This window comes from Myxococcales bacterium (assembly GCA_016706225.1).
In the GTDB taxonomy this organism is placed as follows: Bacteria; Myxococcota_A; Polyangia; order Polyangiales; family Polyangiaceae; genus JADJKB01.
The window spans coordinates 674,253-691,327 of record JADJKB010000021.1 but is presented as its reverse complement, the minus strand read 5'-3'; the positions used below and the strand labels follow the sequence as shown (position 1 = coordinate 691,327).

Annotated in this window: 13 protein-coding genes; 8 read left to right on the top strand and 5 right to left on the bottom strand. The window is 66.0% G+C overall.

Translation table 11 applies throughout. From position 1 onward, the window contains the following. Positions 1 to 20 precede the first annotated feature (20 nt). The 5 genes from IPI67_27780 to IPI67_27760 form a co-directional block, all read right to left on the bottom strand. Entirely contained in the window at positions 21 to 857 is an 837-nt protein-coding gene (locus tag IPI67_27780; protein MBK7583984.1) for a nucleotide-binding protein, read from the bottom strand. Positions 858 to 1,003: 146 nt separating this feature from the next. Beyond that, positions 1,004 to 3,187: a cytochrome c3 family protein gene (locus IPI67_27775; protein MBK7583983.1), complete on the bottom strand. Its 2,184-nt coding sequence runs from the start codon at positions 3,185 to 3,187 to the stop codon at positions 1,004 to 1,006. Beyond that, positions 3,184 to 4,545, bottom strand: a complete 1,362-nt coding sequence (locus IPI67_27770) for a cytochrome c3 family protein (protein MBK7583982.1) — start codon at positions 4,543 to 4,545, stop codon at positions 3,184 to 3,186. Before IPI67_27770 ends, IPI67_27775 begins: the two co-directional genes overlap by 4 nt. Continuing rightward, a complete protein-coding gene (locus IPI67_27765) occupies positions 4,532 to 5,548 on the bottom strand; it encodes a cytochrome bc complex cytochrome b subunit (protein ID MBK7583981.1) in 1,017 nt (338 codons plus the stop codon). Before IPI67_27765 ends, IPI67_27770 begins: the two co-directional genes overlap by 14 nt. 3 nt (positions 5,549 to 5,551) lie before the next feature. Continuing rightward, entirely contained in the window at positions 5,552 to 5,995 is a 444-nt protein-coding gene (locus IPI67_27760; GenBank protein MBK7583980.1) for a ubiquinol-cytochrome c reductase iron-sulfur subunit, read from the bottom strand. 199 nt (positions 5,996 to 6,194) lie between these two features. Between IPI67_27760 and IPI67_27755 the strand changes: the two genes are divergently transcribed. The 8 genes from IPI67_27755 to IPI67_27720 all read left to right on the top strand — a co-directional run bounded on the left by IPI67_27755 (position 6,195) and on the right by IPI67_27720 (position 16,553). Then, entirely contained in the window at positions 6,195 to 6,950 is a 756-nt protein-coding gene (locus IPI67_27755) for a hypothetical protein (protein ID MBK7583979.1), read from the top strand. Further along, positions 6,947 to 7,486 carry a cytochrome c3 family protein gene (locus tag IPI67_27750; GenBank protein MBK7583978.1) on the top strand — a complete coding sequence of 180 codons (540 nt, stop codon included), beginning with the start codon at positions 6,947 to 6,949 and terminating at the stop codon, positions 7,484 to 7,486. The genes IPI67_27755 and IPI67_27750 overlap by 4 nt, the downstream gene beginning before the upstream one ends. A 4-nt stretch (positions 7,487 to 7,490) precedes the next feature. Beyond that, a complete protein-coding gene (locus IPI67_27745; protein MBK7583977.1) occupies positions 7,491 to 8,465 on the top strand; it encodes a 4Fe-4S dicluster domain-containing protein in 975 nt (324 codons plus the stop codon). 39 nt (positions 8,466 to 8,504) lie between these two features. Next, the gene (nrfD, locus tag IPI67_27740) at positions 8,505 to 9,743 is read left to right on the top strand and encodes a polysulfide reductase NrfD (GenBank protein ID MBK7583976.1); all 1,239 of its coding nucleotides are present in this window, start codon (positions 8,505 to 8,507) and stop codon (positions 9,741 to 9,743) included. Next, complete coding sequence (locus IPI67_27735; GenBank protein MBK7583975.1) at positions 9,740 to 9,970, top strand: hypothetical protein; 231 nt, start codon at positions 9,740 to 9,742, stop codon at positions 9,968 to 9,970. The genes nrfD and IPI67_27735 overlap by 4 nt, the downstream gene beginning before the upstream one ends. Positions 9,971 to 10,246: 276 nt before the next feature. Beyond that, the gene (locus IPI67_27730) at positions 10,247 to 11,026 is read left to right on the top strand and encodes a hypothetical protein (GenBank protein ID MBK7583974.1); all 780 of its coding nucleotides are present in this window, start codon (positions 10,247 to 10,249) and stop codon (positions 11,024 to 11,026) included. A gap of 288 nt (positions 11,027 to 11,314) precedes the next feature. Beyond that, the gene (locus IPI67_27725; GenBank protein ID MBK7583973.1) at positions 11,315 to 14,485 is read left to right on the top strand and encodes a PD40 domain-containing protein; all 3,171 of its coding nucleotides are present in this window, start codon (positions 11,315 to 11,317) and stop codon (positions 14,483 to 14,485) included. 115 nt (positions 14,486 to 14,600) lie between these two features. Next, positions 14,601 to 16,553: a serine/threonine protein kinase gene (locus IPI67_27720; GenBank protein MBK7583972.1), complete on the top strand. Its 1,953-nt coding sequence runs from the start codon at positions 14,601 to 14,603 to the stop codon at positions 16,551 to 16,553. Positions 16,554 to 17,075 lie beyond the last annotated feature (522 nt).

Below are 17,075 nucleotides of genomic sequence, written 5' to 3'. Positions count from 1 at the left end.
TGCTGAAGCGTGCGCTCGGTTCAGCGCACGGTCGCCGCGTCTTCGAGCAGGGCGTCGTAGCGGTAACCGGCACCGAGATCCTTGTCGAGCACCAGCGTGCCTTCGAGCATCACGGTCTGGTTCCGCACCAGCTCTTCGACGGTGGTGACGACGAGGTCGTTGTTCTTCGCCTGGTCCGTGCCGCTGCCGTCGCGGAGATGGATGAAGTTCTTGCCCATGATGCCGTTGGTGGCTTTGACCACGACACCTCGCACTCGGACCTTTTGACCCGAGAGCGCCTTCAGCTGCGCGAAGACCTCGGCGATCGTGCGCCCGTTCGGCCCTGTCGCCTTGTCGAGCTTGCCGATCTGCAGTAGCTCGGGCGCCGCGCTCGCGGCGGGATGGCCCCCGGGCATGCCGGCCGGCATCCCGCTCGCTGCCGCGGCGGGCGGGTGTCCCGCCGGCAGCGGGCCGCCCGCGGCCGGAGCGGTGCCGTCGTCCAGCGAGCCAAAGTAGATGCTCGCGAACTTTCGCTTCAGCGTCGGGCTCTCGAAGTCCACCATCTTGGTCCCGGACCGCACACGGACTTGGTCGCCGACCTTGACCTTTGCGGTGGAGACCGCGGCCCACTGTCCCTCGCTGCCCGGAGCACCAATGCGGAGGTAGGTGTAGCTTGCAACCTCGAGGGTCTCGAGCACCTGCCCCTCGACTACCTGCATGTCCGCGGCGGGCTGTTCGTCCGGCACGGCCGGGATCGCGGCCGCGGGCTGCGCCGCTGGCGGCTCAGGCGCTGGCCGCGAGTCGCGGAAGCCACTTCCGAACAGCGCAACGCCCCCCGAAACAACGACGACAGCACCCAAAATGTAGCCCATCTTCATGGCACGAATCCTCAGCAAGAAGCAGACCGTGAATTGTGTCCGCAGTCCGGACCGTTCGGCGGGACGCTAGCGCAGTTCGTGCTCCGCGTGGTCCGCTCAGCGAAAATCCTGCGCAATCTCGCGACTCGGTGTGTCCGTTCGGCTCATTACTTGAACGGATGGCAGACGTAGCACCGCTGCGCCTGCGGCTGGTGGTCCTTCTTGTCGACGTGACAAGCCACACACTCCGCGCGCCCTGGCAGGGTCGCCCCGTGGGCGTCGTGGCACTTGGTGCAGACCGCGTGGGACTTCGCAGCGTGGGCCGCCTTGCCCGCCGCTTCTACATGGCACGTCTTGCAGTCGGGCACCTTGTAGGCGTGGGGCTTGTGACAGTTCTGGCATTGGTTGTGGGGCTTCGAAGCCTGCGCTTGTTTGGCGTGGCAGCTGGCGCAGCGATTCCACCAGCCCTTGGTGTCTTGTGCCGGCGCCTGATGGGGGTTGTGGCACTGCTTACACTGGTGTTTGCCGCCGATGGCCGAGTTTTGCTCCTTGGCGTGGCAGGCGCCGCACGGTACTGCAGCGCGGACGTTGTGCGGTTGGTGGCACTTCGCGCAGTTGTCGCGATGAGCCGAACCTGCGGGCCACAGCCCAGCGACCTTCTGTTTGTCCGCGTGGCACGTGGCGCAGTTGGTGGCTGCGCCGGCCGCGGCACTGTGGGGTTTGTGGCAAGAGCCGCAGCGTGCGTGGGCTGCGTTGCCGGGCGGCGCTTGGAACTTGATCTTCTCGTGGCAGCCGACGCATTTCTCCCGAGGTACCGCCGGGCTACCGTGGGGAGCGTGGCAATTGACGCACTTGCCGCCGTGACTGCCGCTCGAGGTGTTGATCTGCGCGTGACACTTGCTGCACGGAGGTGAGGCCGCCAGGACGGAGAAGCGATGGGGCGCGTGGCACGACTCACAACGGGTGTGAGGGGCGACATTGGCTTTGACCACGAGCCTCGCCTTGTCCTTGTGGCAGCTGGAGCAAGTCTTGGTGTCGGCCCGCGGATTGCCGTGAACGGCGTGGCAGCCGGTGCAGTTTGCCTTCAAATGCCCACCCGGCCCCAGCGATACCAGCTGATGTAGCGCTGCCTTGTGACACTCGGCGCAGGTGGTCGGCACCTGGACGCTCGGGGCGTGGGGTTTGTGGCAGCTCGTGCAGTCCCGATGTTTGGCCGGGGCGTTGACCTGTTTGGCCGCGTTCGCTTTGTGGCAGCTGCCGCAGACCGCGCCGGACGGGGGTTTTCCGTGAACCTCGTGGCAGTTGTTGCAGCGCTGGTGTTTCAGCGGGCTCTTGGCCAGCACCAAGGCCGCTTCTTCCTTGTGGCACGTCACACACTCATTGGGCGCGGCGGCCCAGGTGTGCGGCAGGTGACAGCTCGCGCACTCGTCGTGCCTGAGCGCGGTGGAGGTCGTTGCTTCGGTCTTGGCTCGGGCCTGCTCGTGGCACGTCACGCAGCGGGAGCCTGCGCTCGAAAGCGGCTGGTGCTGCTTGTGGCAGCTCTCGCACTTGATGTGTTCCTCTGGGAGCTTCGGGTTGCCCGAGAGGACCTGGATCTGATGGCATGACTTGCACGGTCGGGTGGCGCCGCTGCCAACCAAACCCGCGTGCGGTTGGTGGCACTGTTTGCAATCGACTCCGCCGTGCAAGTCTTCCGAGCGGATCACGCTGGCAGGCACCACGTCGGCGCTCTTCTCCGCTCCCTGGCTGTGGCAGCGGGTGCAGGCGGTGCTCGTCAGTTGTGCTCGCCCAGTGTCGTCAACGCGCGGCACGGCGAAGTTGTGGCACGAGAGACAGGCCGGCTTCGGCCCCTCGTCGTGTTTATTCTTGTCGTGCAGGCGCGCGTTGCCATGGCAATCGACGCAGACCTTGCCGGGGCTTTCGGCCGCGTGTGTGGTGGTGCGGTGGCAGGACAGACAGTCCAGGGCTGCGACTCCCGTCGGGTGGGAGCGGTGGCCTTCGGTCGCGGCGACTCGGCGCCAAGTGTTGCTCTTCTCGCCGTGGCACGTGGTGCAATCCGCCGCGCGGACGGCACCGTGCCGCGCACTGCCTTTCCCGCCGACCAGCCGCGCCAACGTCAACCGGATACCCGCGCCGGGGGTGACGGCGTGGCAAGCCTGACAGGGCACCTGCTCGTGGCCGGCGGAGACGTACTTGTGGTCACCCGCGACGTGACAGTTCTGGGTGCAGGACTCGCTCGAACGTGTGGCGTGAACCCCGGCAAAAGCCAGCAAGCCGAGCAGCGTGACCGTCAACGCTGCGAGCGCCACGAGCCAGGCGCGCCACCTCGAGCGGCCGTTCGCCACCGTCATGGAGCACTCCGGCGCCTCCGCCGTGCGAGCTCGAACGACTTGAGCACCAGGAGCACGAACAGCAGCCCGAGTACGCCGATTGCAGCGAAGTAGCCTCGCCGTTCGGTCTGCCGGTCGCGGCGGGCGCGGGCGATGATGTCACGTGCCTCAGCGGCCAACGACTTGGCGGCGTTGGCATCCTCTGTCAGCTGCGCCACGTCCAGCGTGTGGACGGTGGCGACTAGGCGGATCCTCGCGGTGTGCAGACGGTCGAGCGCGTAGCTCGCATCCGGGACCAAGAGCCCGGCGCTCTTGGCTTCGGTCAGCGCGACGCTGACGCCATGCTCTTCTCCCTCGACGTCGTTCAGGATACTGGCCACCTCGTCCGCGACCTTGCGTGGCTTTTCATCCTTCGCGTGGCACTTGCTGCACGACGAATCGGGGGCCATCCCCGCCAGCCAGCTGGTGCGCTGAACGTCGTGATCGCCGTGGCAAGGCACACAGTCCGGCAATCCCAGCTTGCGAAATGCACGGGAGTGCGGACTCTTCAGGAAGAGATCTCGCTCGTCTTGATGGCAGCGATCACACAGCGCCGCCACGGTCGAGGTTCCGGGCAGCGTGCCGGCATGGGGACTGTGGCAGCCAGTGCACGTCGGGGCCTTCTCGTGCCCCTCGGCGAACGCCTTGCCGTGGACGCTCTTGCTCCACTTCTCGGGCTGAGTCGCCGGTAGCCCATACGGCTTCATGTACTCTTTGTCGGCGTGACACTTGGCGCACAGATCGCGGACCTGGCGACGGTTCACCTTCGCGTTCGGCGAATCGACCGGCATGATCGCGTGGCTGCCGTGGCAAGTCGTGCAGGTCGGTGAGTTCTCGTCGCCGGCTCCGGCAATCTTTCCGTGGCGACTGAGCTCATACATCTTGCGCTGGTCGATCCCGAGGCGTGCGTTGAAACGGCGCACGAACGTCGGGTCCTCGTGACAGCCACCGCAGGTCGCTGCGATCTGGCTGTGGGTTGGGCGCACGACGAAGCCGGTCGTCTTATCGTGGGACTGAACGGTCGGGTCGGTTGGGTTGCCCTTGTGGCAGGCGACGCAGCCGATGCGCTCATCCTGGTGCACACTGTGCTCGTACTCCTCGGCGACGACGCGCAGCTTGGTATCGGTCAGCGTTCGGTGACACGTGAGGCACGTGTTGGAGTCCCGCACGGGGCGCTTCTTCTTGGCCGCATCGTCGGTACCGCCGTCCGTTGCTTCCGTCGCCACCTTTGGCGCAGCGCCGGCGGGCGGATCAGCTGGCGCGGCCGCCGTGCGCCCCGCAGCCCCGGCGAGGGCGATGAGGGCGAGGGCCGCCAACAATGTCTGGTTAGAGCAGCGCATGGGCGGTTAGCAACACGACGAGGGTGATGAAGATTGCGCCCACGAACATCGTGATGCGCGAGCCGCGGCGGTCGATGAAGGGCAAGGCAATGGTGAAACCCGCGACTACGGACAACGCCCCCAAGATGAACTTTGCGCTTTCGAGCCCAAGCAGCCGGGGTGGGGCCGCGCGGAGCAGCTCGTGCAAGAACAGGAAATACCACGGAGGCGTGGCCTCCGCGCTGGTGATGTTGGTCAGCGTTGCCGGCGCTCCGATGGCGATCGGTGCGAAGGTGGCCAGAGTGATCACGATCGCAAGGAGTGCCGTGCACGCGGCGGCGATCCGCACCGTGAAGTCCGGGTGGGCGGGGATGGTGGGGCCGTCGTGAGCTTTGGCGTGGCGTTGCACGAACGCGACGTGCGCTGCCAAGATCAGCGTGGTCGCCGCCGGTAGGACTCCGGTGTGAAATCCAAACGCGTGATTCAGCGTCCATGGGCTCACGTTTTCGCCGCCGCGCAGCAAGTGTTTGAGCCACGGCCCGAAGAGCGGCCCCTGCCCAATCATCTCGCTGCTCACCCGCGCTTGGAGGTAGGCGTTCTGGTTCCACGGTAAGATCGAGCCGGTGAACGCCATCCCAACTCCAACGGCGAGCAGGAGCAGTCCGGTCCACCAGATGAGCTCGTTCGGCTCGCGGAAGCGCCGGAGCAGCAAGGTGATCGCGAGGTGCAGCGCGAGCAGCACGACGAACAGGTGGCTGCTCCAAGCGTGAATGCCGCGGATCAGGCTACCGTAGGGCAGCTGACCCGCGATGGCAGTCAGCGAAGCGTGGGCTTGCGCGGGATCGGGTCGGTAGGGAAGCAGCAGCAAGATCCCACTCGCGACCTCGAGCAGGAAAACGAACACCAGCAATCCGCCGAGGTAGTGAGTGACGGTCCGGCTTGGAACTCGCCGCGAGCTCATGCGCTCGAGCATCGCCGCGGAGCCCGTCCGGTCCGCCAGCCACTTGCGAGCCAATGCCACCATGACTCACGCCTCGCTGACCGTGACGATGCCGTTCACCACGGCGACCGCCAGCGTGTCCAGCGGCTTGGGTGGCGGGCCCGACACGTTCTGACCTTCGACCGAGTAGACCCCGCGGTGGCAGGGGCACTCGATCTGTTTGCGCTCCGGTGCGTACGCGACCACACACTGCAGATGCGTGCACAGGGCACTGAAGGCGCGGAACGAACCGTCGTCGAGTCGCAGCACCAGCGCCGGCCGATCGCCGACCAGAACGGTTTTGGCGGTTCCTCGCAAAAACCGCTCGACCTCGCCCAATGTGGCCGTCTTCGCGCCGGCCTCATCCCTGGGTGTGAGGAACTTGCCGACGGGGTAGACGGCCATCACCCCCAACGCCGCAGCTGTCCCCGAGATCGCGAGGTTGAGAAAATCGCGGCGAGGCTGTCCACCCTCCGGCTCGTCGGCGCCCATCGCGTCCCCCGCGATGCAACGGACATGCCATGGTTGGATTCGGTGCACGCTCCACTACTCTCGGCGCGAAAGCTGCCGGTTGGGTCGACGAGTACGGGGGCGTGGGCCCCACTTCGCGCATCGTCTGCACCACAAGTGTCGGTCATCGCAATTGTCACGCGAAGTGAGGGTCTGCGGGGACCTAATCATGGCGCCCGAAGTGGCACATCGGTTGCAGCGCGTGGCTGCCGTGCGTGCCCGGATGGAGGATGGAGTCAGCTGGCTTGCGCTGGCCGGATGCGTGCTGCCGCTGCTCGTGGCCTGTGAGCATCACCCCCGCCAGGGCCCGTTCAAAGAGCCTCCGCCCGCCCCGACCAGCGAAGACACGATCCACGTCGGAGCGCTGAGCGGCAAGCTGGACGGCAAGGAGTTCTCGGTCAAGACGGCTCGTTACTACATCGATGCTCGCCCGAGCTTCGAGAAGGTCGACATCAAGCTGTACGGCGCCGCGTCGAAAACGCCCTGCGGTGAGCTCGACGATGCCAAGCCGCCGAGCGTGTGGCTCCGCCGAGTCGGCAGCGAAAAGCTCGTCGCCGAGAAGACCACGACCACCGTCCAGGACGGCGGAAAGTGGGAGGTTCACTATCAAATCCAGGACGATGGTTTCTGGCTAGGCCAGGGTGAGGCCAACGCGCTGATCGTGCTTCAGGAGGTCGGGCCCGATCTCAAGCTGCCGGGTGTGCTGTCGGCCTGTTTTCGTGACACGACCGGCAGCTGCGTCGCGGGGGAGTTTTCGGCGAGCTACTGCCGGGTGAGCATTGACGAGCCCGTTCGCGGCACCGGAGCGATGGAGCGGCCCAAGAAGATTGCGCCGCTCGTGCCGCCGCCGCCGAGCAGCAGCGCTGCGCCGGGCCCGAGCTCCCTCGGTCCAACACCGAGCGCCGAAGTGCCAGGCCCCAGGGAGCCCAAGCCGTGACGCGCTGGTTGGCGGTGCTCGCGGTGGCGGTGCTGTCAGCCGTCGCGTGCCACGGTGAGGAAGGGCGGCGCGAGAGCGCGACGGCGCGACCCGGACCCAACGCTCGAAACGCAGGCGTGGAACCGCGCTCCCAGATGCTCCCTGCGTATCCCTGCTCCGGGTGCCACGCCGGCCGCGCCGCGCGAACCAAGCGCTACGAGCTCAAGGAGTTCCACGAGGTGCGCAACCACGAGTTCTCGCACGGGGAAGACGCCTTCTGGTGCTACCAGTGCCACTCGAGCAAGGACATCGACAAGCTCGTCACCGCCACCGGAGACCCCGTGTCGTTCGACGAGGCGCCCAAGATCTGCACCTCGTGCCACGGCGACAAACTCGAGGCGTGGCGCAACGGCACCCACGGCCTAATCGTCGGCAATTGGAACGGCGAGCGCATCAAGAAGGCCTGCCCTGCCTGTCACGACCCGCACGACCCGCGTTACCCGTCGCTCAAACCCGAGCAGAAACCCGCGCCCCACAAGGGCCTCCGGGCGCTCTGAGATCATGACGAAGAAGCTGCCCATTTATCGCGAGCCGAGTCCCTGTTCCGCCGGGGACGGTGCCGCGCCGTCGGCGGAGCGCGACGAACACGGTGACGAGGCGTCGCGTCGCGGTTTTCTGCAGCTCGCGGCCAGCGCCGCGGTGCTCTTGGCCGGTGCGCCAGGCTGCAAGACGGACTCCCCGGAGTTCGAGGAGCTGTTCCAGAAGCACTACAAGGAGCTGACCGCCGAGGACAAGAAGAAGATCTTCGCGCGCCTCGAGACTCGCACACGGGCGCTGACCGGCGTGAAGGTGAACATCTCGGATCCCCAGCCGCTCGAGGGAGTCCACTTCGCGTACGCGTTGAACCTGAGCCATTGCAACGGGAACCGTCGCTGTGTCGAGGCATGCGCGCGCGAGAACAATCTGCCGAACGATCCGCAAATGCGGTACATCCGGGTGATCGAGCTGGACAACGGCTCGCAGCACCTGGAGAAGGGGACCGCTTACTACGATCCCGAACGGGTGCCGCAGCCGGGCAAGTTCTATCTGCCGGTCCAGTGTCACCAATGCGACAACGCTCCGTGCGTGCGTGCGTGCCCTACGAAGGCCACGTGGAAGGAGCCCGACGGGATCGTCGTCGTGGACTACGACTGGTGCATCGGCTGCCGCTATTGCCAGGCGGCGTGCCCGTATCACGCGCGGCGATTCAACTGGGTGGAGCCGTCGATCGAACCGGACCGCGTGAATCCGAATCAGGGCTACCTGTCCAATCGCATTCGTCCGGTCGGCGTCGTCGAAAAGTGCACGTTCTGCCTGCACCGAACGCGCAATGGGCGCTACCCGGCCTGTTACGAGGCGTGCCCGACCGGAGCGCGCAAGTTCGGAAATTTGTCCGATCCCGAGAGCGAGGTCCGCAAAATCGTCGAGAACGAACGCGTCTGGATCCTCAAAGAAGAGCTGGGGACCGAACCGAGGTTTTTCTACTTCTACGGGTGAGTGACGAGGGAGCGCATGGGACAGTTCATCAGCTACTGGATGCGGATGCTCCGCTGCGCGGTGGTCGGCGGTCGCGCCTACTACGTCTGGATGGGGACCCTCTTGCTCTTCATCGTGATGGCTGGCCTCGAGGTGTCCCACACCCTGCACTCCGGGCTGATCGTCACCAACATGTCCGATGACGTCAGCTGGGGCATTGGCATCGCAAACTTCGTGTACTTCGTCGGTGTCGCCGCAGGCGCCGCCGTGCTGGTCGTACCGGCGTACCTCTATCACCGGGAGGACATCAAAGAGCTCGTGCTCCTCGGCGAACTCCTAGCCGTGGTCGCTGTGTCGATGTGTCTGCTGTTCATCATGACGGACGTCGGCCGCCCGGACCGGTTGTGGCACCTGACGCCCGGCATCGGCTACCTGAACCTACCGAGCTCACTTCTTGCTTGGGACGTCGTGGTGTTCACCGGCTACTTGCTGATGAACCTGCACATCCCTGGGTACCTGCTCTACAGCCGCTACCGCGGGAAAAAGCCGACCGCCTTGATGTACGTGCCGTTCGTGTTCCTGTCCATGATCTGGGCGGTCAGCATCCACACGGTGACCGCTTTCCTGCTCTCAGGTCTGGGTAGCCGCCCGTTCTGGAACACGCCAATTTTGGCACCGAGGTTCCTGATCAGCGCCGCAGCGTCCGCGCCTGCCTTGCTGATCATCCTCTTCACCACGGTCAAGCGCTTCACCAAGCTGGACGTGAAGGAGAGTGTCTTCGACTACTTCCTCTACGTTCTGCGCATCGCCATGCCGATCAATCTGTTCCTGGTTGGCTGCGAGGTCTTCCAAGAGTTCTACACCGGGTCGTTGCACTCGGCGTCAGCGTACTATTTGTACTTCGGCCTCCACGGGCACGCGATGCTGCCGGCCTTCATCTGGACGGCGCTGACGTTCAACGTGACGGCGACGGTCATCTTCTTGGTGCCCAAGCTGCGCAAGATCCCGAAGCTCATGTACCTGGGCTGCGGTTTGACCGTCGTTGGCATCTGGACCGAGAAAGGCATGGGGCTGATCTTCCCTGGGTTCGTGCCCAATCCGCTGGGAGAAATCGTGGAGTACGCGCCCAACGCCGGAGAGATCATCCTGAACATCGGCATTCTCGCGCTGGGTGCGTTCATCTACACGGCGATGGCCAAGGTGACGATCGCAATTCAATCCGGTGAGCTGCGACAGGGGGGCTCGAACGCCGAACCGAGCACCCCGGAGGCGCACGCCGTGGGCAGCGGGGCCGAATGAAATACGAGGGGGAAGAGCGCACGCTGGTGTTCTCTTCGCCGGAAGAGGTGGAGCGGTTTCACACCGAGCTCAGCACCCTGATCCGTGGCGCCATGGTCGGGGCCACCCGCAGCATCGAGGACGCGGCGCTCGCCAAGGAGGCATCCCGCGAGGTGCTCCAGCAGTTTCACACGTTGATGAGCACGCTCAACTTGCTCAGAACGAGTCTGACCCGCAAAGCCTTCTGAGCCCCGTCCCTTGACCGGTCGGAACACGTGGCAGCCGCTGCAGCGGTCCGCTCCGGGTGTCTCCAGTTGGCGTGGCAGGTACCGCAGGCAGCTCGCTCGGGCCGCCTCGGCCCGTGGTCGAGCGCCCCGTCGGCGTCGATTGAGCGCCGGGTCCGGGCCGCGCGCGCTAATTTTGCGCACGCGCCACGCGGAGAAGTTGCCTCGGGTAGGTAGCTTTCGGGTACTCAGTCACGGCGGGCGGTCGCCCCTTTGTCTTGAAACAGGAGTTCCCAAAAAATGAACAAGCTATTGTGCCTGAGCCTCGCTTCTGCGTTTTCGTTGGGTTTGGTTGCCGGCTGCGGCAGCGACGACAGCGGAGGTGGCAGTGGCGGCAGCGGTGGCGCAACCGGTGGCACCAGCGGAACGGGCGGCGCATCGACTGGAGGCGCTTCGGGTAGCGGTGGCTCGGCGACTGGCGGTGCGGCGGGCGCCGGTGGTTCAGCGACGGGCGGCGCGGCGGGCGGCGGCGGCGTGGCGGGCAGCGGCGGCGCGGCGGGCGGTGGCGGTGCGGCGGGCAGCGGCGGCTCGGCGACCGGCGGCACCGGCGGCACGGGCACGGGCGGCACCGGCACTGGCGGCACCGGCACCGGCGGCAGCGCGTCGTTCTGGCCGAACGCGTTCGATGCCAACTGCAAGCCGACCAAGTCCTCGCCCGGCAGCCACAGCGGATTTCAGGGCATGGAGTGCCTGAGCTGCCACAAGACGGGCGGTGCGGCGGGCGGTGGCAAAGAGTGGCTGTTCGGTGGGGTCGTGTGGACGACCTCGGCTGCAACCGCCGGCGCACCCGGCGTCGAGATCGGCATCAAGGACGGCACGAACTTCATCTACGCGTGCACCGACAGCAAGGGACTGTTCATGGCACCCGTCGCCGGCAACACGGCACCGAACTGGGCGAGCGCCGAAATTCACATGCGCTCCGCCACCGGCGACAAGAAGATGAACACCGCGTCGATTCAGGCGGGCAGCTGCAACGCGAGCACCTGCCATGGCAATGCGCCCAAGCTCGTCATTCCCTGACAGGCACGGGTCTGCCGTCCGCTAGTGCCCAGCGCGTCCCGGCGATTTCGTCGGGACGCAGCGGGCGCGCGTGTGCGCGTGTGCGCGTGTGCACCTCGCTGTTCGGCCCAGTCCCAGCGCTCGGATTCGGAGATCGCCTCGCAAAATCCGAAGGCAGCGGTGTGCTCCGGTATCCCACATTCAGCGGCCGCTACGAGCTTAATTCATCGAAATTTGGGGGCGCATCGTAGCTGCCCGTAGCTGGAGCCGTGCCGCCTGTGTCGGGGCCCGGCAAGACGATCCGCCGAAATGACATCCGTCAGCGCCAGCTGTACCCAAAACGAGCAGATTGGAGGTCAGGAGGAGATGCACCCAATGCCGGACTTCCGCCCCATCGCTGCCTTGTTGATTGTCGGCTCTGCCCTCTGGGGCAGCGTGAGCTGCAGCCAGCGCAAGGTCGAGTCCGAGGGCAGCTACTTCGATCGAAAGATCGCGCCCATCCTCACTGGCTCTTGTGTGACGAGTCCGACCGGGTCTCAGTGCCACATCACCCAAGACGAGCGCGGGAACGCTCTCGGTAATCTGGACACGAGCAGCTACGAGATGGTCGCGAAGCGCCGCGACTTGCTCGCCAAGTATGGCCCCTACGGCATGCCCGCACTGCTTGCCAAGGCGGTCGCGCCGCAGACGCTCAAGCTGACTCACTACGATGGCACCGACACCGTCATCACGACCGACATTCCCCACGCCGGCGGCTCGATCCTGGACAGCGGGTCGGCTGCCTTTCAGACCATCCTGAAGTGGCTCGATCGCGGAGCCAACGAGAACAACTCCGAGTCCTCGTCGCCCAAGGTCGATCGCGATCCGTGCGTAGAGGCCATCGGCAAAGACGCGCTGTTCGACTCCAGCACGGACCCGACGAAGCCGGACTATCAGGTCTTCGTAGAAAAAGTGAACCCGTGGCTCGTCAAGAATTGCGCAGCGGGGAACTGTCACGGCTCCACCGAGGCGGCGTTTCCGCTCTCGTGCGGCAAGACCGACAAACAGAAGCGCTGGAACTACTTCTCGGCGAGCGACTACGTCGCGCTGTCGCCGCAGTTCAGCGAGCTCTTGACCCGCCCGTTGAGCCCAAAGTTCGGCGGCGTCTACCACGAGGGCGGCTGGGTGTTCGATTCCACCGACGACGCCGACTACAAAGCGGTGCTCGAGTGGGCGAGCTCTCACGGTGGCCCCACCAACATTCCTGCCGACGCGGGTTTCGACTTCTTCGCCAAGCGGGTCCAGCCCATGCTGGTCAAGCGCGGCTGTGTGCTGCTCGGGTGCCACTCGTCGCCTGTCTTCAACAAGTTTCGGCCGCGCCCGCCGAGTGCCGGGCACTTCGCTATCGCCTCGACTCGCCACAACTACGAGGAGGTGCTGAAACAGGTCGCGCTGGAGTCACCGGATCCGAACGCCGGGCGGCTCGTGCGCAAGAACCTGATTCCCGGCCCTGCCGGTCCTGGGATCAAACACCGTGGCGGTAGCCTGTTTGCTGAGGGCGGGGATCCGAGCGCCTGTGACCTGGTCGCGGCGGAGACCGGGCCGCTCGACGCGCAGACCCCGTACTGCGTGCTGGTCGCGTGGATTGCGAAGGAGCGCGCGGAGCGCATGAAGGCTTTGCCGCCGCTCCAGGGCATCGTCTTCGTGAAGCGCGCTCCGGTGACGCAGCCGGAGACGATGCAAGATTGGGAGACGTACTTGCCCGGCGCCGATCTGCGCTGGGTGGATGCTTCGCTGGACGCTACCGGCGCGATCAGCTCCGGTGGCGGCGAGAAGAGCCTACTCGCAGGCTGCGGGCTCACGGCGACCAGCGCTGATGTGCGCCGCCCGGGCGTGTCCTGGGACGGAAAGAAGATCGCGTTTGCGGCGCGCAGTGGCGCCACCGACCCCTTCAAGATCTACGTCATGAACGCCGACGGCTCGGCATGCGCGCCGGATCCTGTGATCAACGCCCCGCCGACGGACACCGCGGGTGCCCCCCTTCCGGACAACGGTCTCGCGATTCACAACCTCGACCCGGCGTACGCGCCGGACGGCACGCTGGCCTTTGCGTCGAGTCGCGGCAACATCTTGAAGGGCCACCTGTTCCCGGGGCCGCATCGCTCGGCGGCCGATCCCGCCCAGCTGAACGCCAACATCTACGTGCTCGAGAACGGCAAGATCAGGCAAATGACCTTCCTCTCGAACCAGGAACTCTACCCTGCATACGAGATCAACGGGCAGATGCTGATGACGGCGGAGAAGCGTCAGCCGGGGTTCTATCAGCTCGCTGCGCGTCGCATCAATCTGGATGGCGGGGACTACCACCCGCTGTTTGGGCAGCGCGCGACCTTGGGTCACTTGCAGCTGACCGAGACGTCGCAGTTGCTCGATCAGAACTTCGTGGGTATCGCGAGCGATCGCGGAGCAGCGCACCTGGCGGGTTCGCTGGTGGTGATCAACCGGTCTCTCGGACCCGACAACGTGAGTCAGGATCCCGACGACTACGCGGAGGACCCGGATGCCGTCGAGTACGGCAATACGCCATTTTTCCAGCGGTCGCTGAGCGTGGTCGACCCGGCCGCTACCGGGAAAGTCGGCGCCAAGACCCAGGGCGCTTACCGCAATCCATCGCCGCTACCGAACGGCGACATCCTGGTGAGCTACGCCGCCAACGTGGTGGACCTGGCCAACTTCAGCGGCAACTTCGACGTCGTCGCGGTCGACCCATCCACGCGACAGCGCACCCCACTCGCCGGTCTCTCGGATCCGAACGCCGACGAGATCTGGCCGGTCGCGGTCTACGGCCGCGTTGACCGCGGCGTGTTCCGCACGACCCCCGGCGGTGACTCGGTCTTCCACGGTGTCGTGTACGCCGAGGACGACGACCAGAAGCGCACCGATCGTTTTCAGCTCACGATCGTGGACTTTCCCATGATCGCCAGCTTGCTGTTCCAGAGCAGCCGCTCCGGGCGGCACATCAACGAAGACATGAAATCGTTCGATGCTTGGGCCAGCTTGCCGCCGGACACAGAGACGAGCTTGAACGATCCGAGCCCGTACATCGTCGAGGACCAGTACGGAAAGGTCTACGCACGTCGAGTCAAGGTTGGAACCGTGCCACTGCTCTCGGACGGCTCTGTGAAGCTGCAGGCTCCGGCGGGTTTTCCGGTCGTCTTGGCCGTCGAGCAGCAATTGAAAGGTGAGAGTAAGCCGACGCTCCACCATCAGCGCGAGGAGATCCAGTTCTACCCGGGCGAGTGGCTGACGCTGTCGTTCCGACGCGAGGTGTTCAACAACTTCTGCGGTGGCTGCCACGGCCCCACGACTGGCAAGGAGTTCGACATCACGATCAAGCCGGACATCGTCAGCCACGCTTCCGTTTCGGAGGCCCGGCATGCCGATCCCGTCGACGCGACCGGGGGCAAGCTCGACCAGATCATGGGCCCGCCGTTCCCGTGACGCTCGAAGACCGCTGAAGGGTCAGTCGCGCGGCCTGTGATACTGCCGCGCAGTTGAAGCCGATGGGCGCGCGGGCTGCCCGGCCCAACGCTTCACGAGTTATGCTCGGGCGGCCATGTTCATTGCCCCCGACGACGACCTCCTGCGCGGACTCGAGGGGGCCACCGTGCGTGCCCGCGCGCAGCCGGAGGTGGAATACCGCGTCGAACGCCGGGTCGGCTCCGGCAGCTACTCCATCGCGTTCTTCGCCCTGAGACGTTCACCCGACGGGGAGTCGCCCGTCGTCCTCAAGTTCGTGCGCCCGAGCCTCATGCGGGCTGCCGGTGAGATGGCGATCTTGGCCGTCGAGAAGGAGACTGTAGCGCTCGGGCGCTTGAACGAGCGCGTCCCGCCCACACCGTTCGTGGTGCGACTGCACGCGAGCGACGCCATCGACGTCGAGCAGGGCGGGGTCGAGCTGCGATTGCCGTGGCTCGCGCTCGAGTACGTGCATGGTGGGGCCGAGGGCACGACGCTGGAAGAGCGCGTGGAGTTCAGCGTCGAACAGACGGGCTACGCGTTCGATCCGGACCGCGCCGATCTCGCGCTGACCTGCCTGGCGAGCGGGCTCGAGGCGATCCACGAAGTGGGCGTCGTGCACCGCGATCTGTCACCGCACAACGTGCTGTGTTGCGGTTTCGGGCACGACGAGCTGTTCAAGATTGCGGACTTTGGCATCGCGCGCCCGCAGGGCGGAGCCGGAACCTTCGCCGGCATTCCCGGTGGCACGCCCGGCTATGCGGCACCAGAGCAAGTGCGCCACGGCGGCGCGAAGGTCTGCCCCGAGAGCGACGTGTTCAGCCTGGCCGCGATCACCTTCAAGCTGCTGACTGGAGAGGATCTCTTCTCGGGTGGTTCGGTCATCGATGCCGCCGTGCTGGCGCTGGCCGCCGAGCGGCGCAGCATCACCAAGTGCAAAGCGCTGTGTCCCGAGCTTGCGGAGCGGCCGGGCGCGTGCGCCGCCATCGACCGGATCATTGCCCGGGGAACCGCGGCAGATCCTCGGCACCGCCCACCCACCGGCTGGGAGCTGGTGTCGGGGATCTTGCGCGCACTGCGCTCGGGGAAACGCCGTTCTCGCCCGCCGCGCCGGCGGTTGGAGAGCATCACGGACTACTCCGCGCCGATGCGCTTCGGTTGGACCTGGCGCGTGCGACATCAGTCCGGGGGCAGCCGCATCTTGCGCTGTGTGGCCTGGGATGCCGACGGGCGCGGGCTCGCCGCGACGACCGGCGGGCTGGTCTTCTGGAACGGAACGGGCTGGGTGTCGGTTCAGGTCGATGGACTGCCCGACGCGAAGGCGGTGCGTTTCGTCGAGCGTGTCGGTGCGGGTACCTGGCTCATTGGCGGTGACGGCGCCTTCATCGCGCACTACTCGAGCGACGGTGCGACCGGGTTCCTGCGAAGCGACGATCCGACCGTATCGTTCACCCACGCCAGCGGCGATCTCGAAGACCTCGCGGTGCTCGTGGCTGAGCGCCCTGGCGAGCCCCCGCTTCTGTTCGGCCTGGCGTCACGACGCTGGATGAAACCCGCGGCGCTCTCCCGGGCGAAACGCGTCAACTCGCTGGCTCGCATCGACGACGAACATTGGTTAATCGCAGACAAATCGAAGTCAGGCGAGGGATTCGCAGCCATCTACAGCCCGTTGATGTTCGAAGTGAACTTGATCGCGGGGGGTGAGTCGGAGCTCTACACCGGCTGCTCGGGCCGCGCAGATCTGGGGCTCGGCGCCGCGGTCGGCGGCGGTGGGCGAGTGATCAAGGTCGACGATCTCGCGACGACCTCGCTACAGATCTCCGACGGTCCCGACCTGGCCGCGGTCGCGGTCGACGTGGGTGGGCGCATCTGGGCGGCAAGCGCCGGGAGCATCTGGCTGCACGAGCCCGGCGGCTCGCTGCCGTGGAAGTGTGTGTGGCAGAACGACGCCTGGAACGTGCCTTTTGTCGGGGTTTTTGCCGATGTGGGTCGGGTCGTGGCAACGGCCCGGGATGGCGGAGTGGTCGAGGGGCGCTGGGAAGCAAAGTAGGGGGCGACCGGTCTTGCCTCGCTAGAGCGCATTTCATAACCCGGGGAGTGGTCCTCTTCCACGTGCCCGTGCCCGTGCCCGTGCCCGTGCCCGGCTGCTTCTCTGCACTCGGGCACGGGCACGGGCACGTTTACGGGAAGACTGAGCGTCGGCGAATATGAGGACACGCCCTAGAACACCGATCAGCTTGCGCTGCTCGTGTTGTAGGACCTTTACGTTGGGGCTGCGCCCCAAACCCCCGGCCTTCGGCCGTGCGCGCGCCGCGCGAGCGCCGAACACCTTGCAAGTCCCGGAAGACAAACGACGTTCACCCTGTTCGGCGCTCTGTCTCGACCCGAGCGCTTTCGCGCAGCGGAAACACTGCTGCGAGAGGGTTTCTTCGAGGTTACCCCCGGCGCGCCACCTGCCAGAAATTCGCGACTCATCCCGGGCCAGAGGAGGCATCCGCCGGCCTCGCCGGTAGTTCAAGTGGGTTTTCGCCGCTCATGCCCATCGCGATCTGAGCGTCGCAAGACTGCTCAA